Genomic DNA, 17,530 nt, shown 5'->3' on the forward strand with positions numbered 1-17,530 from the left:
AATCTTCTCCTTTCCGTTCTCATGCCAATCCTTGACCTTCTGCAAACTCACGATAGAGTTTATGTGTTTTCAATAGTTCGGTGTGATTTCCTCTACCGGTAATCTGACCATTCTCTAAAAAGAGTAATTGATCTGCATGCAGTACAGTTGCCAATCGGTGTGCAATAATAAGCGTAGTTCTACCTTGCATCAAGTGGCGCAATGCTTCTTGGACATGCGTTTCCGATCCGCTATCTAAATTCGACGTCGCTTCATCCAATAATAAAATCTCTGGGTTATGCAATAATGCACGCGCGATTGCAATACGTTGACGCTGACCACCTGACAACTTCATACCGCGCTCTCCCACCATCGTATCGAATTGATCCGGCATATCTTTTATGAATGTATACGCATTGGCCGCTTTTGCCGCTTCAATAACTTGTTCAAGAGGTGGTCTCTTTTCAAGACCGTACGCAATGTTATCTAAGATTGTTCCACTCAATAACGGGCTTTCCTGTGAGACGTAGCCTATACGCCGGCGCCAATCCGATAACGGAATCATCTGAATCGGATCTGCTCCAAGCCGTATTTCTCCAGAAGTCGGTTGATAAAATCTCTCCATCAATGAAAAGATTGTGGTCTTTCCTCCACCGCTTGGTCCGACGAATGCCGTTACAGTTCCTCGCTCTGCAGTGAATGAAATTCCGTTCACTACATTCTTCCCCTCTTCATATGAAAAATGAACATTTGAAAATACGATGGCTCCTTCTGTTTTCGATGTACGTTCACCGTCTGCGGACTCTGAATCCATCCGCAGAATGCCTTGAATTCTTTCTGTCGCCCCTACTGCTTTTTGGAATGAAGTGAAAAATTGAGCCATTTGCGCGAACGGTACGATGATCTGAAATAGCAAGAAAATAATTGCAACTAACGTTCCTGCAGATAATGCACCTTTTGCAACTTGTGCTCCTCCATATCCGAGAATCACTACTAAGATACCCATCATTGTCAACATCATGATAGGTGAAATAACAGCCTGTATTTTTGCTTCTTTCAGCCCATATCGAAATAGCGATTGAATGGCTACTTTGCCTTTCTCCCCTTCAGTAGATTCTGCGCGATATGCTTTCACTAACCGGATATCTCCAAGTACACGGCCGAGATGTCCCGAGAACTTTGCCATTTCAGCCTGTGTCGCTTTCGCTACCTTGTGCATTAAACGTCCAAGCGGATACAAGATCGCCATACTAACAGGCACACTAATTAACAGGATAATCGTCATTTTCCAATCGAGCACCAATAGAATAATGACCGCTCCAATAATTGAGATCATACCCGAGATGAACGATACTAGATGCTCTGAAACAAGTGATTTTAATACAGTCGTATCTTGTGTAATGCGACTCATCGTTTCGCCCGTTTCATTTCGATCAAAATATGGCACAGGTAAACGCAATACTTTTTGCCATAATTGATTACGTAAATCCGCCACTACCGTCTCACCAATAAAGGCCAACATGTAATAGGAGAAACCTCCAGCAATTGCTTGCACTACGAATAAAACGAGCAGAAAAACGCCCGTTTTCCAGTTCAATAATTCACTTGTGAAGGAGTCCACTAAATCTTTGGTAATCAACGGCACAGCTAGTCCTGCGGCTGTTTCAACGAGAGATAGCACCAGTGCAAAGATTGTCACAGCAACTGGCCAGCGCAATGTCTTGACCAGACTCATAAAGTTTTTTACGGATCCTTTAGGTTTTACTTGATCATTCATGGTGTTTCCTCTTTTCTATCTCATTCAAACGGATGTTGCATTTGCCTTTGAAGATATTCACCAATGCGATGCCAATCGGCCTCCAAATCAGGTCTAAGGGATGGACGATAAAACACTGAAGCTGGATGGAACGTCGGTATTATAGTGTATGATTCATCCGTTAAACTATATTGTTTATCTTCTAATTCCGCTAAATATTGCACAGGTTGCGTCAATATTTGTCCATGAAGAGCCGTAACCTTCGCATGTTTTCCTAGCAATCGCTGCAACCCGATATTGCCCAATGTTACGATGAGCTTCGGTTGAAGATTAGCTACTTCAAAATCGAGGATGAGCGCATGGGCCAATTGTTCTTTTTGTGTGGGTGGTCGATTATACTTACGCTCCGTCAAACTACCATCCCGTTCTTTCTTCGTCCCCCATTTGTATGGTCTACTGCGGAACGAACTCGTCATATAGACATCTTCACGTGTTAGCCCGATCAATGCAAGGGATTTCATTAATTCGTCACCTGCACGGCCAATGAACGGAATACCATGTATCGCTTCATGTTCTCCCGGCGCTTCTCCAACGAGTAAGAGCGTCGGTGATTTCGGACCTTCTCCGTGAACAAAGCCTTCTACTGGAAATCCTTCGCTACGTTCTAAAGCTACACGCGCAATTTCATCTGGTACACGAAACATCGTATCCACTCCTTTCTGTAATTATAAAGGTTTCCCTGGCGAATAAAAAATGTTAACCATCGAAAAAGCCGCTCCCATTTCAGTGAAATGGAAACGACTAACTTTATACTATGTTAACTCCGTTTGTTTTGTTTCTGTTCCCAGGAAAATAACAGCTAGTACTCCTACCATAATAGCTGCGCAGAATATACCAAAGACTACTCCGAAACCGTATCCTGCCGTTAACAATGAACCAACGAGAAGTGGTCCAAAAATTCCTCCCACACGTCCAACTGCAGCTGCAACCCCAGAGCCTGTCGCTCGGATCGCGGTAGGATATTGTTCGGGTGAATAAGCGTAGAGTGCTCCCCATGCCCCCAAGTTAAAGAAGGATAGAAACGCACCGGCTACCATCAATGTAGTCAATGTCTCCGCATTGCCAAAAGCTAGAGCACTTAGTGCCGTTCCGAATAAATAGGTAGCGAGGACAAATTTACGTCCTATGCGCTCGATTAGCCACGCGGCACTGAAATAGCCTGGCAACTGCGCTAGTGTCATCAATAATACATAGCCAAAACTTTTAATTAGACTAAAACCTTTGATCACCATAACGCTCGGTAGCCAAAGGAACATGCCGTAATACGAGAAAACCACAGCAAACCATACAATCCACAACATGATTGTCCGTTTTCTAAATGTCGGAGCCAGTAGTTGCTTTAGTTTCTGTCCAGTCGTTTGCGATGTTTTTTCTTGCTCTTCGAATTTCTTGGAGTCCGGTAAATTACGTCGAATGTAAATCGCATAAAATGCCGGTAGTGCCGTAATGATCAGAGCAATTCTCCAGCCGAATTCTGGGATAATAAAATATGCTATTAAAGCCGCTATAAGCCAGCCCGCTGCCCAGAAGCTTTCCAGTAACACGACCACACGTCCCCGCTCTTTTGCGGATACGCTTTCTGAAACTAATGTAGAGGCAACAGGCAACTCTCCCCCTAACCCTGCTCCCACTAAGAAACGCAAGGCTAAAAACGCCCATAATGTCGTCGTCAAAGCGGATAAGCCACTCGCAACTGAAAATAAAACCAATGTCATCATAAATACTTGCTTACGTCCAATTCGATCGGCCAATAAACCGAATCCGAATGCACCTATCGCCATACCGATCGAGTTAACACTACCGATCCAGCCCATCTCAGTCGAAGTCAGATTCCACTCTACAGCTAATGCAGCAATGACGAATGACAGGATTCCCACATCCATCGCGTCGAACATCCAGCCTGTACCTGCTATGCCTAATAATTTATTTCGTGATATTTCTTTCTTTTTCACGGGGCTTCTACCTTTCTATCGTGCAATCTTTAGGTGTCTTTACAGTTGTCATTATAGCACTTTTAAGTTGCATTTGACTAGTATTGTTTTTTGGGTATTTTTAGTGGTGGTGGTTGTGCGTTTCGCGGGTGATGATAGAGCGGGTGGGTTGTGGGTTTGAGCGGATTCGGGATTGGATTGAGCGGTTAGGCTTTGGCTATGAGCGGATTCGAGGCTGGATTGAGCGGGTGGACTGCGGCTATGAGCGGATACGAGAATGGATTGAGCGGTTAGGCTGTGGCTATGAGCGGATTCGAGGCTGGATTGAGCGGGTGGACTGCTACTATGAGCGGATACGCGACTGGATTGAGCGGTTTGGCTGCTACTATGAGCGGATACGGGACTAGATTGAGCGGTTAGACTGTGGCTATGAGCGAACAAACAACATGATAGAGCGCTCGTTCAAGTTGAATGAGCGCTCCCCAACGAATTAGAGTAAAAAACCAATAAATGAACATACAAAAATCCCAGAAGACAGAGTCTCCCGGGATTTCATTCGTTCTTATAGTCCAGCTTCCACTTCTTTGATCATTTCTTTGATTGATTGAAGTCCGCCACCAGATAGGTACCAATATTCACCGTTCAAATAAACCATTTTGTCGTTCTTGAATGCGTTTGTTTTCTTCACAAGATCGTTTTCAACAGAATCTTTCGCCGTTGCGCCGTTACCGATTGCTGCGTCGCGGTCGATCACGAAGAGGATATCTGGGTTTGTTTCTAAGATGTATTCAAATGTAATGTTTTGTCCATGTGTAGAAACTTCTATTTTTTCGTCAGCGGGCTCAAAACCAAATACGTCATGCACTAGTCCGAAACGTGAGCTTGGGCCGTATGCACTTACTTTTCCTTCAGTTGCTAGGATAATTAATGCATTGCTGTCGATACCTTCAGTTTTAGTTTTGATTTCTTCGATGCTTGCATCTACTTCTGCTAATTCAGTGTTCATCTCATCTTCTTTATCGAAGATTGTAGCGATTTTACCCATGTTCTCTTTGAAAGATTCCATGTAGTTAGCTGTATCAACACCCATGAAGATGGTTGGAGCGATTTCAGATAACTGATCATACAAGTCTGTTTGACGTCCAGAGATGAAGATCACGTCTGGTTTCATTGCATTGATTGCTTCAAAGTCAGGCTCTTTCAAACTACCAAGATTTTCATATTTCTCATCTTCGTATTTAGAAAGGTAACCAGGTACGTTTGATTGTGGAAGACCTGCTACTTCAATTCCTAGCTCATCCAATGTATCCAATGTTCCAAAGTCAAAAACTACTACCTTTTCAGGGTTCTTTTCAAGTGTTGTTTCACCAAGTTCATGTGTAATCGTTACTTCTTTGCTTTCTTCAGCTGGCTTGTCTTCAGGTTTTGCATTGTCTGCAGGTTTTTCTTCGTCTTTCGCACCGCCACAAGCAGCTAGTGCAAGCATTAAGATTAATGCAAATAGGGAAAGGGTAAGTTTCTTCATTTTAGTATAATTCCTCACTTTGTATAATTTATTTTAAGAGTTAAAATACACACAAATACGGCAATCTTTCATTTGTTGAATGGGAATTTCCATATCATAAATTTCGCGTAATGAATCTGAGGTGATAATATCGTTTGTTACTCCGTCCTTGACGACTTTTCCGTTCTTTAACGCAACGATGCGGTCTGAGTAGACAGAGGCAAAGTTGATGTCATGCAAGACGATGACCACCGTTTTGCCAAGATCGTCGACAAGCTGACGCAAGATTTTCATGATTTGCACGGAGTGTTTCATGTCCAGGTTATTCAGTGGTTCATCGAGCAGAATATAATCGGTGTCTTGTGCAATCGTCATCGCAATGAACGCTCGCTGACGCTGACCACCGGATAATTCATCCAAATATGCTTCTTGCATGTCTATCAGGCCCATATACTCCAACGCTTGATCCACCATCCGTTCATCTTCTTCGTGAAGACGGCCCTTACAGTGCGGGAAACGGCCGAACGAAACAAGTTCACGGATGGTAAGTTTGACATTCATGAAGTTAGATTGCTTTAATATCGCGACGCGCTTAGCAAAATCATTAGACTTCATATTTTTCACCTTGCTTTTATCGAGCAATACTTCACCGGTGTCAGCATCCATTAATCGACTTACCATCGACAGAAGAGTAGATTTACCAGCCCCGTTCGGTCCAATGAATGATGTGATTTTTCCACGGTGAATATTCACACTGACCTTTTCGACGACTGCTTTTTTCCCATAAAACTTCGTTATCTCACGAACTTGAATCATGAAGATCGACTCTCCTTTAATAATAAGTAGATAAAGTACATGCCACCGACAAAGTTAATGATCACACTGAGTGTGGTCGAGAAAGAGAATAGACGTTCAACCATCCACTGTCCGCCAACTAATGCAATGACACTCATCAATGCAGCACCGGCAATTAACACCGAATGCTTGAACGTGTTAAAGAATTGGTAGGACAAGTTAGCTACGATTAATCCGAAAAATGTAATCGGACCTACAAGTGCCGTGGACACCGCAATCAGTACTGCCGATAAAATCAGCATGATCTTGACGACCGACTGATACGGCACACCTAGATTGATTGCTGTATCGCGTCCCAATGATAAAACATCGAGTTCATTGATATAGCGCCAACCGATAATTAGTGTGATAACCAATATTGATAATGCCCACCATACGAGATCCCCGTTGATATTGTTGAAACTCGCAAACATCTTATCTTGCACACGCAAAAATTCATTCGGATCAATCATCACTTGCAGGAACGTCGAGATACTTCCGAAAAATGTACCGACGATGATACCGACTAGCAGTAAGAAATAAATCGGCCGGTTCCCTTTTCCGAATAAGAAGTGATAGAGCAGTAAGGCGAACAATATCATCGCACCTACCGACAGCATGAAGTTAAACTGCTGGTTGATCAGGACAAATGAAGTGGATCCGAAAAAGAATATGAGAACGGTTTGCAGCAGGATATAGAGTGAATCTAATCCCATAATACTTGGCGTCAAAATGCGGTTATGCGTGATGGTTTGGAAAATAACTGTGGAATATGCCACTGCCACACCTGTTAAAATCATCGCCACCACTTTGATTGCTCTTCTAGGAAGTGCATAGTCATAGCTGCCGTTCAAACCTTGAAACAGATATAATCCGCAAAAGACTAATGAAAATGCCAACAAAATTAATAGCTTCGTAGAGTTACGCATAGGCTTTCCCCCTAAACAGCAAGAACAGGAAGATTGCGCTTCCGATGACACCGACCATTAAACTGATCGAGATTTCATACGGGAATATAATAATCCTGCCTAGAATGTCACAAATAAGAAGGAAAATCGCGCCTAGCAATGCAGTATGCGGCAAGGTCTTTTGTAAATGGTCTCCTTTGAAGATAGAGACGATGTTCGGAATGATTAACCCTAAGAAAGGAATCAGTCCCACTGTCAAAACAACCGTTGTCGTAATCAATGCGACTAAGACCAACCCGATATTGACGATACTCTTGTAAGCGAGTCCTAAGTTCTTGGAAAAGTCTTCTCCCATACCTGCCACTGTAAATCTATTCGCATATAAATATGTAATGATCAACACGGGTATACTAATATACAAAAGCTCATAACGGCCTTTCATGATCATGGAAAAATCTCCTTGAAGCCAAGCAGACATATTCTGGATCACGTTGGCTTTAAATGCAAAAAATGTGGTGATGGAAGATAAGATACTCCCGAACATCAATCCAACAAGCGGAATGAAAATCGCATCTTTGAATTTAATACGATCAAGAATTTGCATAAACAAAAATGTACCAAGTAAGGCGAATGTAAACGATACCGCCATCTTTTCTAATAGTGTTGCGTTGGTAAAGATCAACATAGACACTAAGATTCCAAGTTTAGTCGCATCCAACGTCCCTGCAGTGGTAGGTGATACAAATTTATTGCGGCTCAATTGTTGCATAATCAAACCTGCAATACTCATCCCTGCACCTGCTAGTAATATCGCGACTAATCTAGGAAATCGACTAATCAAGAAAATTTCTGTCGCTTCTGACCGCCAGTCCAATAGGTCCGCTGGTGTAATTCGGCTTGCGCCTACGAACAGCGAAAGAAATGATAAAAGTATAACTGCTGTAATTAAGTAACGTTTCTTCATGAAGAACTCCGATATCGAATATTTGAGCATTTCTCATTTAAATGAAAATGATTATCATTCGCTCAACAACAACATTACCGCGTTTTGCATATGATGTCAATATCTAAATGAAAATCGTTATCAACACTTTTTTAAAAATGCATATTTGGGGACTTATTTCCCGTTATTTATTTAAACGCATGAGATTATACGAAAAAACCGTTTTCCGTATGACACGGAAAACGGCGTATTCATTTACTGCTGATTCATTACTTGGTCCATTTCTTGGGCGTTATCCAATATTTCTTTTGGTACTTTGATTTCATCAATCTCATTGATCTTTGTCATGGTACCCTTCATATTCTGCGTGACTTTAACTTGCTGACCTTGCTCGTCCATTGTCATGACCATATCCATGTCAAAGTCTTTTGTGAAGAAAGTCTTTTTATCAATAGTGAATTGTAGATCGACTTTTTCTACTTTTATATCTGTTTCTTCCAACTTGGCTTCATCTGCTCCTGCCGGCATGTGCTTCTCCAACATCTCCTGCATGAGCTCACTAAACTTTTCACCAGAACCTATCAATGTCAAAACGTATTCATCGTTAGTCTCTTCAAATGTAAAATCTTCTGCGTATTCTTTAAACATAGTGAAGTCCACTGGTGATTCAGTCACTCCCGCCATTTGACCAGTGACTTCCTCATACAGTTCATTCGGTAGCTTGATCCAACCACCTGATTGTGGATCCTTCATGAAGAAACCTTCTTCTGTCATATACTGTTCTATCGCCATTTCTTCACCGCCAACTTGCATATTCATGGTTTGGCGCATAGCAAGCGGTTCAAGAATCATATCCATATCAATTGTTGAATTAATGTCTTGCTTCTCATCCCCCATTTCTACTGTTTTCCTCATTTCCATATCAGAATGCATACTTTGCTGTGTTTCAGCTGCCGCATTTGCTTTTTCCATTACTTCACCGGCTGTCAGTTCACTTTTCACGACCACTTCTTCTTTTTCCCCTGTCATAGGATCTTCTTTAGGTTCAGCAGTTTGGCCACAGGCGCTTAAGACAAATGTTAGCGTTCCTGCTGTAAGAATAGTTGTCCATTTTTTCATATAGTTCATCACTCCTTATATATTGTTCTCGCTTAGTTGCACTATTGATTAAGGAAAATTCCTCAGATTCACCTTTTTATATTAAACATAAAACAAAGGGAAAACCGTAAGTTAATATACTGAATATTTTAATATTCATCAAGAGGTTTAGATTCCGGGTAATCGGGCAAACTAGAAGCATCCCACCCCCTTTCTCTTCTTATAAAGATAAAAGGATTTGGCTGCATGCATTGCGCATGCAGCCCTTTTTTATATTCAATTTAGAATAAATTCTTGTAGACGTTCACATTCACTTGCTGGCATTTCTACAGTTATCAATGTACCTTCTTCTTCGTACGTTGTATCTTTAATCGACGCATTTTCATTGAGATGTGCAACGATTTCTCCGCGGTCGTATGGAATCATTAATTTACACGTGACATATTGTCGGAATAAATTTTGTTGGATCAATGTTAGTAATTCAGGTATTCCTTTATCTTCGCCAGCCGACATCCAAATACTCTGATCTTTTATACGTGGATAGGAGATTTCAGTCAAGTCCGATTTATTATATATGTTGATAGTAGGAATACTTTTCACGCCAATATCTCCTAGCGTTTCATTAGTAACGTCCATCATATGACCATGTTCTTCGTCGGAAACGTCCACAACATGCAACAATAAGTCGGCATTCTTGGCTTCTTCTAGTGTCGAACGGAATGCTTGGACAAGATGGTGTGGGAGTTTGGAAACGAACCCTACGGTATCCGTTAAAATAAATTCTTTTTTATCATGCAGCTTGATCTTTCTTACAGCGGTTTCGAGCGTTGCAAATAGCATATCTTTTTCACGGACTTCTTTAGATTCATCCACATCCGTAAATTGCAGCAATCGATTCATCAACGTGGATTTCCCGGCGTTTGTATAACCTACAATCGACACTACAGGTATGCCGCTTCTGACACGCTGTTTCCGCTGTGTTTCTCGTTGATCACTTACATGCTCGAGTTCACGGCGAAGCTTCGCTATCTGATCTTCAATTTTCCGACGATCAAGCTCAAGCTTCGTTTCTCCGGCTCCTTTATTCTGTAAGCCGCCTCCCGTGCCGCCACCTTGCCTGCTGAGTGATGCACGTAGTCCGACGAGTCGTGGCAGAGTATATTGCAGTTGTGCTAATTCAACTTGCATCTGCGCTTCTCGGTTGCGTGCCCGCCTCGCAAAGATATCCAATATTAGCATAGTACGGTCAATGATTTTACATTCTAGATCTCTTTCCAGATTTCGTAACTGTGAAGGTGATAATTCATCATTAAAGATTAATAAATTCGCTTCGGTTTCTTCATACATATCACGGATTTCATCGATCTTCCCTCTTCCAATATAAGTAGAAGGATTTTTCCGTTCCAAATTCTGTGTCACTTCACCTAGTACTTCCACATTGATGGCTTCTGCCAAATTCTTCAGTTCTTCCATCGCATATTCAAAGTGCAAATCCTTCTGCTCATGTACGCCAACTATTATGGCCTTTTCAATTAACACATCCATGCTAGCATCCTCCCGACATCTTTATATATAGTTTACCCTTCGTTCTATTTGCTAATCGTTCGATGTATAATGAATCTCCGCCAAACGTTGTGCTGTTCCATTTTTTTCTATAAATCGCAAGACAACGCCTCCGATTTGGATATCATGTACATCTCCAACTTTCTGTGATAATAATATTGCCCATTCACCGGATTCTCGTAACGGGTCTTCCACATGGAAAATACATTCAGAGATTTTTTGCTGCTGATGGAAAGTCGTTCGCGCACCCGTCTTCGCAAGGCGAGCTTGTCGCTTTGCTTCGGGTTCTTCCCATTCGATGAAGAATGGATACGGCAATTCATTGGAGACACTTTGTTCAATAAACAGCATCTTCCAGCGAAGCAACTCACCATTTTCTGTTTTTCGTGAAGCTTTGAGAATTTTAGTTGTCGTGAAACCTTTATTATCGAGTTCATCTTTCCATTGTTCCATATCCTCGACGGAAAAACAGACAGTTGCCCAGCCATCACCATATGGCCGATCATGAAAATATTGAGCAATAAGCGGTTGCTCCTCTGCTGCTATTCTCGCTTTGTCTTCATCTTCTACTGTCAGCCACTCGATATAGACATTATCAGCATACAATAACGCATTTTCTGTTCCCCAGTCTTCATGTTTTCCACCAACTACTGCCGGATTACCTTTTGCACGTTGTTCATTGACAATACTTTGAACATCATTCTGAGTGAAATAGACGAGGTGGTCGAGTTTCATAGTAAGCATGCCCTCCTAAATAGATGATTTCCTTCTATCATATCAAACCTGTCCTACCAATCGGGATTCCCCGACCTTTATGTTTTGCCTCATCCGTTATGTGTGTGCGTGATGAATACACGATACGGAACTATGATGAAAGAACACCTTACATCATATAAGATCAGCAACAGTCAAAATAAGCTTCAGTGTTTCCCGAAAGGTCAGAATAGTGTAGGATAAAAGGAGAGTTTCAGAAAGATATATGTTCTGATGAAAACGAATGCGGAGGGATTGTATGGTAATCAATTTATTAAAATCTCACTCATCGGTTCGACGTTATAAAGATGAACCGATTTCAAGAGAGACCGTTATGGAATTAGTGAAAGCAGGTCAGCATGCAGCAAGTTCTCATTTCGTGCAAGCATGCACGGTAATGTATGTAACGGACACTGAAAAACGCGGCCAGTTGGCTGAGCTGTCCAAGAACCGTCGCCAATTCTATACAGCCGGCGCAGTATTAGTATTTTGTATGGACTATAACCGATTATCTCATGCTGCCCGTTTACATGGTCAGGAAATTGACTATACCGTAGCGGAAAATGTATTAGTTGGCGCGATCGATGTCGGTCTTTTCGCGCAAAATGTCGTCATTGCTGCCGAATCAAAAGGCTATGGTATTTGCTATATCGGCGGTGTACGGAATGCGATGGAGGAAATTTCAGAAGTTCTGGAATTGCCTAAAGGTGTTGTGCCTCTATTCGGATTGTCTATCGGTGTTCCAAATGAATCCAATGGAGTCAAACCACGTTTACCTGTAGAAGCCATTTTGCATGAAAACACGTATAACGAAGAAAAGTATACTGATCTATTACCAGCATATGACGAAATCATGAAAGAATACTATGCGAGCCGTGACTCCAATCAGCGTGATGCGATGTGGACAAAAGAAATGGCTGATTTCCTTGAATCACCAAGAAGAACGGATCTTCAGGCATTCTTACAAAAGCAAGGATTCTTATTGAACTGAAGACAGACAGGAGTGTCAAACGATGTCAGTAGATGACGTGCTGGAACTACTCCAGCGACGCATGACAGATGGAACATTCATCCGTGCGACAATTAGTGGTCCACGAATGAAATCCAATGATGTGAAGCGAATTAAATTAAAACCGCTTGAACTAAAAGGTGAATTTTACATTCAATTTGAATATCAGCATGAACGTGTTCTCAAGCATGATAATGTGGCACTTGAAGATGTGGCGCAACCTCTGCACGATGCTTTAAAAACCTTTAAGCAATTCCATATTGATTTATCAGATGAAACGATGCAGATTCAAATATCCAAGAAGATGAAAGTTTCGATTAAACGAATTTTCCTTAATACAGAGAAGACCGTTGACTACGCGCATAATCGTACGAAAAATTATGCTTTGAATGAAGGCACGCCTTACCCATTTCTTGTTCGTCTGGGCGTTCAAACACCTGAAGGTAAGGTCAAAAATCAAAAACATGATAAGTTTCGGCAGATTAATCGCTTCGTCGAACTGATTGATGACACGCTTTCCCACTTGCCGAAAGACCGTCCGATTCGCATACTTGATTTCGGATCGGGTAAATCTTATTTGACGTTCGCACTGTATCATTACTTGCGAATCGAAAAAGGCTTGGATATTCGGGTAACGGGGCTAGATCTTAAAAAAGAAGTCATTGAAGAATGCCAGGAAATCGCACGTGATCTGCAATATGATCAGCTAGAATTTCTAGTTGGTGATATCAATGAATATGATGGCGATACCGCAGTCGATATGGTCGTCACGCTTCACGCATGTGATGTAGCGACAGATATGGCGTTGGCTAAAGCAGTCAACTGGGGAGCTTCCGTCATACTATCAGTTCCTTGCTGTCAGCATGAGCTGTTTTCACAAGTTCAAGCTCCGGCACTCGACATCATGTTGCAGCATGGTCTAGTAAAAGAACGTTTTGCTGCACTCGCAACTGATTCCATCCGCGCAGAGTTGCTAAAATTAGTTGGCTATGAAGCACAACTTGTGGAGTTCATCGATATGGAGCACACACCGAAGAACATCTTGATACGCGCTTACCGCACTACTAAACAACCAACTCCAGAGCAAATTACTCGTTACGTTGCATTCAGAAATATGTTGCAGGCGAAGCCTTTCTTAGAGAATGAACTGCAGCCTTTGCTCGGTTTTCTACCAGCAGATGACAATCATACTATTTAACAACATAAAAGATCACCGCAACGTCTCATTGACGATACGGTGATCTTTTTATCAAACTTATGATTGCGGCAAGTGCTCGATGATGCGGTCCACTGCTTGTTTAATATAGTTCGGTTCCGTCCCAAGATTTAAACGAATGAAGCCTTTCGAGTTTTCCCCAAACCACTCTCCGTAGTCGATTGCCAGTTTACATGTATCTTGCACAAATTCTTTTACACTGTCTGGCTGGATATGTGCACGCAAGTCAATCCACAATAGGTACGTACCTTCCAATGGCGTAACGATTAACTTAGGCGCATGCTCTGCGAACTGTTCGACTGCATAGCGTTCATTCGACTTCACGACTTCTCGTAATCCTTCAAGCCAGTCTGCACCATAATTATACGCCGCCTCTGCAGCCGTCATACCTAACATATTCACTTCTGTTTGATTCACGGAATTCACAAATGTATCGAACTGCTCCAGCAACGCTTCATTTTCAATGATAATTTGAGAAGTTAACAAGCCCGCCAAGTTGAATGTTTTGGAAGCAGAAGTTACTGTAATGACACGCTCAGAGTACCTCCCTCCAGCGACAATTGCAGATGGTATATGTGTATGATCGCCAAACGTCATATCATGATGGATTTCATCCGAGACAACCAGTACGTCATGTTTTTCACAGATTGACAAGAGTTTCTCTGCTTCCTCTGCTGTCCACACACGACCAACGGGATTATGCGGTGTACAATGAATGAATAATTTCACGTCATTCTCAAGTATTTGCTTTTCAAAGTCTTCAAAATCTATTGTGTAAACGCCTGCCGTATTAATGAGTTCGCTGCTTATCAGTGTACGGCCAGTATCTTTCACTGCGTTGGCGAAAGGATAATAGACCGGAGATAGAATCATCACTGCATCCTGAGGTTTCGTAAATGCATTCACAAACCAATATAATGCCGTCACGACGCCTGTTGAAAAACGCATCCATTCCTCTTTCACTTCATAACCATGATGCTCACGTTCCCAATTAATGAACGCTTCAAAATATGATTCAGGTGCATATGTATAACCGAACACCCCAAAGTCCACTTTTTCTTTCAACGCCTCGATCACTTGCTCTGGTGCTTTAAATTCCATATCTGCTACCCAGGCGGCAAGTAAGTCTGCATCGCCGAAACGTTCCTCCAGCTTGTCCCATTTCAGCGAGTTCGTACCCTTTCGATCAATTGCATAACGTTCCAAAAACTCTTCTTTATTCATATAGAAACCTCCTCTGTTATCAATTTCATAGTAGTCAATCTATTCCGATTGTATCATATGTCCCCTTTTGCTTCCTCCGTTGTCGTTATGATTTCTTTTGGGGTATACTAAAGTATTGAAGCGATATTTAGTTGGAGGTCATGAAAGTGAGAAAATGGAATAACGCAATCGTTTTAACAACACTATTTTTCATTTGTTCCTATCAGTCTGTCAGCGCACAAATGACAGACGTAAAATATATAGACGTCCCTAATCACCACTGGGCAAAAAATGAAATCATGCAGCTGGATGAAATGAAAGTCATCACAGGCAATTTCGATATGCAGTTCCACCCTGAAACGCCACTAACAAAGGGGCAAGCTGCTGTATCTTTATCTAAAATCTTCGGATCAAAATTCATTGATAAATCTTATGGTTTTTCAGATATCGCTTGGGGATCGGATAAAGCACGTTTTGCTTTGACTGCTGTCGAAAACGGTTGGATCCAACCAAGCGAACGTGGAGTTTTCGGCTTTGATGAACCATTGACGAAGACAGAGCTATGGAATTCACTCATTACGGCCTTTGATATGGAAAAGGACTTCGCTAAAGTGTTATCTACTAGTTGGCCTTCTAGTTCGGATCGAGCTACATTACAAAACATTCCTGTTTATACGTTTCCTCAAGTAGAGGAGTATCTTCATTATGGAGACTCGATCGTATCGCGAGCATACTTTTCAAAAGCACTGCATCGGATACTAGTGGAAACCAATCGTATAAAACACACGAAGCAATTCACACTTACCGCTCCTGAAGAGTCCGTTGCCTATAGTAAAAGTGTACCTGGAAATCATTTAGGGAGTGTACCATTCAGTACTCACCCCCTTTATTTACGCTCGGAGGAAGCATTTGAATATAAAGACTTTACACAAATTAATTATGGATTTTCACGAGATAGTACGTATACGTATGCAGTTGGAACAGATGGGGCAGAAATTAAACTAACTGTTCGTGAATTACCTAATGAAGATGTATTTGTATTCTCGGAACTCAACAATCCAACAGACGCAACTATTACGGTAGAAGTACTTCAAAAAGAAGAGGATATTGCCCGTTTTAATTTATTCCGCTATGATCGCTATCCACTCATGCGTGAAAACACGGATTTGACCGATGCGGATATGACAACTTATCCAACAGGGTTGTTGCGCTTCATTAAGACAGATGGCTCAGTAGAAGAGCGGATGATTGGACAGGCTTATCTATCCAAACAATTATCTCTCCGCTATGATAATGACGAACAAAGCGTTTCGCGTGAACTTATTGAAGAGCAAGAGAACTTCACCTATGCGTTAGCTGGAAAAACACTATTATCCTCCTACACACTTCAAGCCGATTCAGGGGAAATTGCTGATCACTGGTATGTCGATTCGGACGAACCATTGTTTAATTCAAAGAATGATATATTTAAGTGGATGAGAGAAACTAGTCAGAATCACAAGAAGCGAAATAATTGGTACACTGCAGATGGTTCATATAATAAACTGGCGGACTCGACAGAACCAATGCCCGTTTCAGGTCAAAACTACGGACGTACTTTATTGATGCTGAAAGAAGATCGCGCATTGACACTTTATCATGAAAATAAAGGACGTTATTTTGAAAATCTAGTCTATAATGCTTTCGTCAATTTGAAAAACTTCAAGCAGGACAAGGCCTACTGGGAAACAGAAGTAACCAGTACGTATCTCAAAAATTTGTATGATATTCACGCACCATTCATTGATACGCGTTTCAATGAACAAATCGCTTTATTCTATTATAATATCGGTGGTGAGTTCGGGATCCCTTCAGCGAATGAACCATTGCGTAACTATGCTGATCTACTCGTTTCACAACAACGAAAAGGCAATATTAATAGAGTAGCTAGCGATGCCTATTACATTGCGGATTACTTTCCAATCAAACAGAAAGTTACTACCCATACATCCATGAACCATGCACTCGGTGGTATGAATATTCTACTCCTATCTTACCAAGAGTTCGGGGATTGGCAATATCTCGAAACAGCACGCAATATCCAGCGAGCCATTGTCTATCAAAAAGATAAATGGATTCGTGATAACGGAGATATTTGGTATAAGATTTCTCCAGAATCGACTTTTGAGGGGGATGATTATAAACATTTGACACTGGAAGACTTGATTGAATCCTATCAACTTTGGCAACAAATCGATCCAAGTTACTTGCCTACCCTGGAGCAACTAATTATTTCCAAGGCTACCTTCCTATCCAACGAAAAACTTGGCTATACGACAAAAATTAAAAAGGGCTTGAAGGAAATTGGATTATACGAGTATCTACCAGATGGCGATGAAGTCACCGACGCTTTATAAGCACAATGAAAAAGAGCGACCCTTGCACACTGTGCAGTGGGCTAACCTAAATTTTTGAGACAATATAAAACACCTTCGAAGTGGTACACTTGTAAAAAGTACTTACAACGGAGGTGTTTTTGCGTGGGCAAAAACGTATATTCAAGCGAAGTAAAATGGGCAGTTGTCAAAGATAAATTGAGTGGGGAATTAACAACTAAAGAAATTATGGAGAAGCACGGAGTCAAAAATAAATCCCAGATTGAAACCTGGATGAGATGGTATCGTGCAAATGAAATATATCGTTTTGATCAACCGATAGGTAAACAATATACCTTCGGTCATGGGCCAGAACTTTCGAGTGAAGCGGACAAGAAAGAACGACAGATGTCTCATTT

The 17,530-nt window shown here is 41.6% G+C and carries 15 protein-coding genes; 4 read left to right on the plus strand and 11 right to left on the minus strand.

What is annotated here, in order from left to right; genetic code table 11:
- Positions 1 to 19 precede the first annotated feature (19 nt).
- From H605_RS0113805 to H605_RS17940, 10 genes are all read right to left on the minus strand, one after another.
- Entirely contained in the window at positions 20 to 1,756 is a 1,737-nt protein-coding gene (locus H605_RS0113805; RefSeq protein ID WP_029054769.1) for an ABC transporter ATP-binding protein, read from the minus strand.
- Between the two features lie 20 nt (positions 1,757 to 1,776).
- Positions 1,777 to 2,439 (minus strand): uracil-DNA glycosylase, encoded by a 663-nt coding sequence (locus tag H605_RS0113810; protein WP_029054770.1) that lies wholly within the window; start codon positions 2,437 to 2,439, stop codon positions 1,777 to 1,779.
- A 108-nt stretch (positions 2,440 to 2,547) separates the two neighbouring features.
- Positions 2,548 to 3,690 carry an MFS transporter gene (locus H605_RS0113815; RefSeq protein WP_198040356.1) on the minus strand — a complete coding sequence of 381 codons (1,143 nt, stop codon included), beginning with the start codon at positions 3,688 to 3,690 and terminating at the stop codon, positions 2,548 to 2,550.
- A 598-nt stretch (positions 3,691 to 4,288) separates the two neighbouring features.
- The gene (locus H605_RS0113820) at positions 4,289 to 5,251 is read right to left on the minus strand and encodes a siderophore ABC transporter substrate-binding protein (RefSeq protein WP_029054772.1); all 963 of its coding nucleotides are present in this window, start codon (positions 5,249 to 5,251) and stop codon (positions 4,289 to 4,291) included.
- Positions 5,252 to 5,284: 33 nt separating this feature from the next.
- Positions 5,285 to 6,046 (minus strand): iron ABC transporter ATP-binding protein, encoded by a 762-nt coding sequence (locus H605_RS0113825; protein WP_029054773.1) that lies wholly within the window; start codon positions 6,044 to 6,046, stop codon positions 5,285 to 5,287.
- Positions 6,043 to 6,993, minus strand: coding sequence for an iron chelate uptake ABC transporter family permease subunit (locus H605_RS0113830; protein WP_029054774.1), 951 nt, complete (start codon positions 6,991 to 6,993; stop codon positions 6,043 to 6,045). Before H605_RS0113830 ends, H605_RS0113825 begins: the two co-directional genes overlap by 4 nt.
- Entirely contained in the window at positions 6,986 to 7,936 is a 951-nt protein-coding gene (locus tag H605_RS0113835; RefSeq protein ID WP_029054775.1) for an ABC transporter permease, read from the minus strand. Before H605_RS0113835 ends, H605_RS0113830 begins: the two co-directional genes overlap by 8 nt.
- 234 nt (positions 7,937 to 8,170) lie before the next feature.
- Complete coding sequence (locus H605_RS0113840; protein ID WP_029054776.1) at positions 8,171 to 9,034, minus strand: DUF6612 family protein; 864 nt, start codon at positions 9,032 to 9,034, stop codon at positions 8,171 to 8,173.
- Between the two features lie 255 nt (positions 9,035 to 9,289).
- On the minus strand, positions 9,290 to 10,558 hold the full coding sequence (gene hflX, locus H605_RS0113845) for a GTPase HflX (protein ID WP_029054777.1): 1,269 nt from the start codon (positions 10,556 to 10,558) through the stop codon (positions 9,290 to 9,292).
- A 51-nt stretch (positions 10,559 to 10,609) separates the two neighbouring features.
- The gene (locus tag H605_RS17940; RefSeq protein ID WP_051210598.1) at positions 10,610 to 11,311 is read right to left on the minus strand and encodes a VOC family protein; all 702 of its coding nucleotides are present in this window, start codon (positions 11,309 to 11,311) and stop codon (positions 10,610 to 10,612) included.
- Between the two features lie 277 nt (positions 11,312 to 11,588).
- Between H605_RS17940 and nfsA the strand changes: the two genes are divergently transcribed.
- Both nfsA and H605_RS0113860 read left to right on the plus strand, forming a co-directional pair.
- Positions 11,589 to 12,320 (plus strand): oxygen-insensitive NADPH nitroreductase, encoded by a 732-nt coding sequence (gene nfsA / locus H605_RS0113855; protein WP_029054778.1) that lies wholly within the window; start codon positions 11,589 to 11,591, stop codon positions 12,318 to 12,320.
- A 22-nt stretch (positions 12,321 to 12,342) separates the two neighbouring features.
- Positions 12,343 to 13,536: a class I SAM-dependent methyltransferase gene (locus H605_RS0113860; protein ID WP_029054779.1), complete on the plus strand. Its 1,194-nt coding sequence runs from the start codon at positions 12,343 to 12,345 to the stop codon at positions 13,534 to 13,536.
- 57 nt (positions 13,537 to 13,593) lie between these two features.
- Here the strand turns inward: H605_RS0113860 and H605_RS0113865 are convergent, their stop codons facing one another.
- The gene (locus tag H605_RS0113865; RefSeq protein WP_029054780.1) at positions 13,594 to 14,778 is read right to left on the minus strand and encodes a MalY/PatB family protein; all 1,185 of its coding nucleotides are present in this window, start codon (positions 14,776 to 14,778) and stop codon (positions 13,594 to 13,596) included.
- A 146-nt stretch (positions 14,779 to 14,924) separates the two neighbouring features.
- On the opposite strand from H605_RS0113865, the gene H605_RS0113870 reads away from it, so the two are divergent.
- Positions 14,925 to 17,153 carry an S-layer homology domain-containing protein gene (locus tag H605_RS0113870; RefSeq protein WP_051210599.1) on the plus strand — a complete coding sequence of 743 codons (2,229 nt, stop codon included), beginning with the start codon at positions 14,925 to 14,927 and terminating at the stop codon, positions 17,151 to 17,153.
- Positions 17,154 to 17,276: 123 nt separating this feature from the next.
- Positions 17,277 to 17,530: IS3 family transposase (locus H605_RS0113875; RefSeq protein WP_029054782.1), on the plus strand; the 254-nt coding region annotated here is incomplete at its 3' end.

This window comes from Sporosarcina ureae DSM 2281 (assembly GCF_000425545.1).
GTDB classification, from domain to species: Bacteria; Bacillota; Bacilli; order Bacillales_A; family Planococcaceae; genus Sporosarcina; species Sporosarcina ureae.

Excerpts from the sequence above, each read along its gene's own strand:
- H605_RS0113820 (WP_029054772.1), bottom strand. The coding sequence starts at position 5,251 with ATGAAGAAACTTACCCTTTCCCTATTTGCATTAATCTTAATGCTTGCA.
- H605_RS17940 (WP_051210598.1), bottom strand. The coding sequence starts at position 11,311 with ATGAAACTCGACCACCTCGTCTATTTCACTCAGAATGATGTTCAAAGT.
- nfsA (WP_029054778.1), top strand. The coding sequence starts at position 11,589 with ATGGTAATCAATTTATTAAAATCTCACTCATCGGTTCGACGTTATAAA.
- H605_RS0113815 (WP_198040356.1), bottom strand. The coding sequence starts at position 3,690 with ATGTTCGACGCGATGGATGTGGGAATCCTGTCATTCGTCATTGCTGCA.
- H605_RS0113810 (WP_029054770.1), bottom strand. The coding sequence starts at position 2,439 with ATGTTTCGTGTACCAGATGAAATTGCGCGTGTAGCTTTAGAACGTAGC.
- H605_RS0113860 (WP_029054779.1), top strand. The coding sequence starts at position 12,343 with ATGTCAGTAGATGACGTGCTGGAACTACTCCAGCGACGCATGACAGAT.
- hflX (WP_029054777.1), bottom strand. The coding sequence starts at position 10,558 with ATGGATGTGTTAATTGAAAAGGCCATAATAGTTGGCGTACATGAGCAG.
- H605_RS0113805 (WP_029054769.1), bottom strand. The coding sequence starts at position 1,756 with ATGAATGATCAAGTAAAACCTAAAGGATCCGTAAAAAACTTTATGAGT.
- H605_RS0113840 (WP_029054776.1), bottom strand. The coding sequence starts at position 9,034 with ATGAAAAAATGGACAACTATTCTTACAGCAGGAACGCTAACATTTGTC.
- H605_RS0113865 (WP_029054780.1), bottom strand. The coding sequence starts at position 14,778 with ATGAATAAAGAAGAGTTTTTGGAACGTTATGCAATTGATCGAAAGGGT.
- H605_RS0113825 (WP_029054773.1), bottom strand. The coding sequence starts at position 6,046 with ATGATTCAAGTTCGTGAGATAACGAAGTTTTATGGGAAAAAAGCAGTC.
- H605_RS0113835 (WP_029054775.1), bottom strand. The coding sequence starts at position 7,936 with ATGAAGAAACGTTACTTAATTACAGCAGTTATACTTTTATCATTTCTT.
- H605_RS0113830 (WP_029054774.1), bottom strand. The coding sequence starts at position 6,993 with ATGCGTAACTCTACGAAGCTATTAATTTTGTTGGCATTTTCATTAGTC.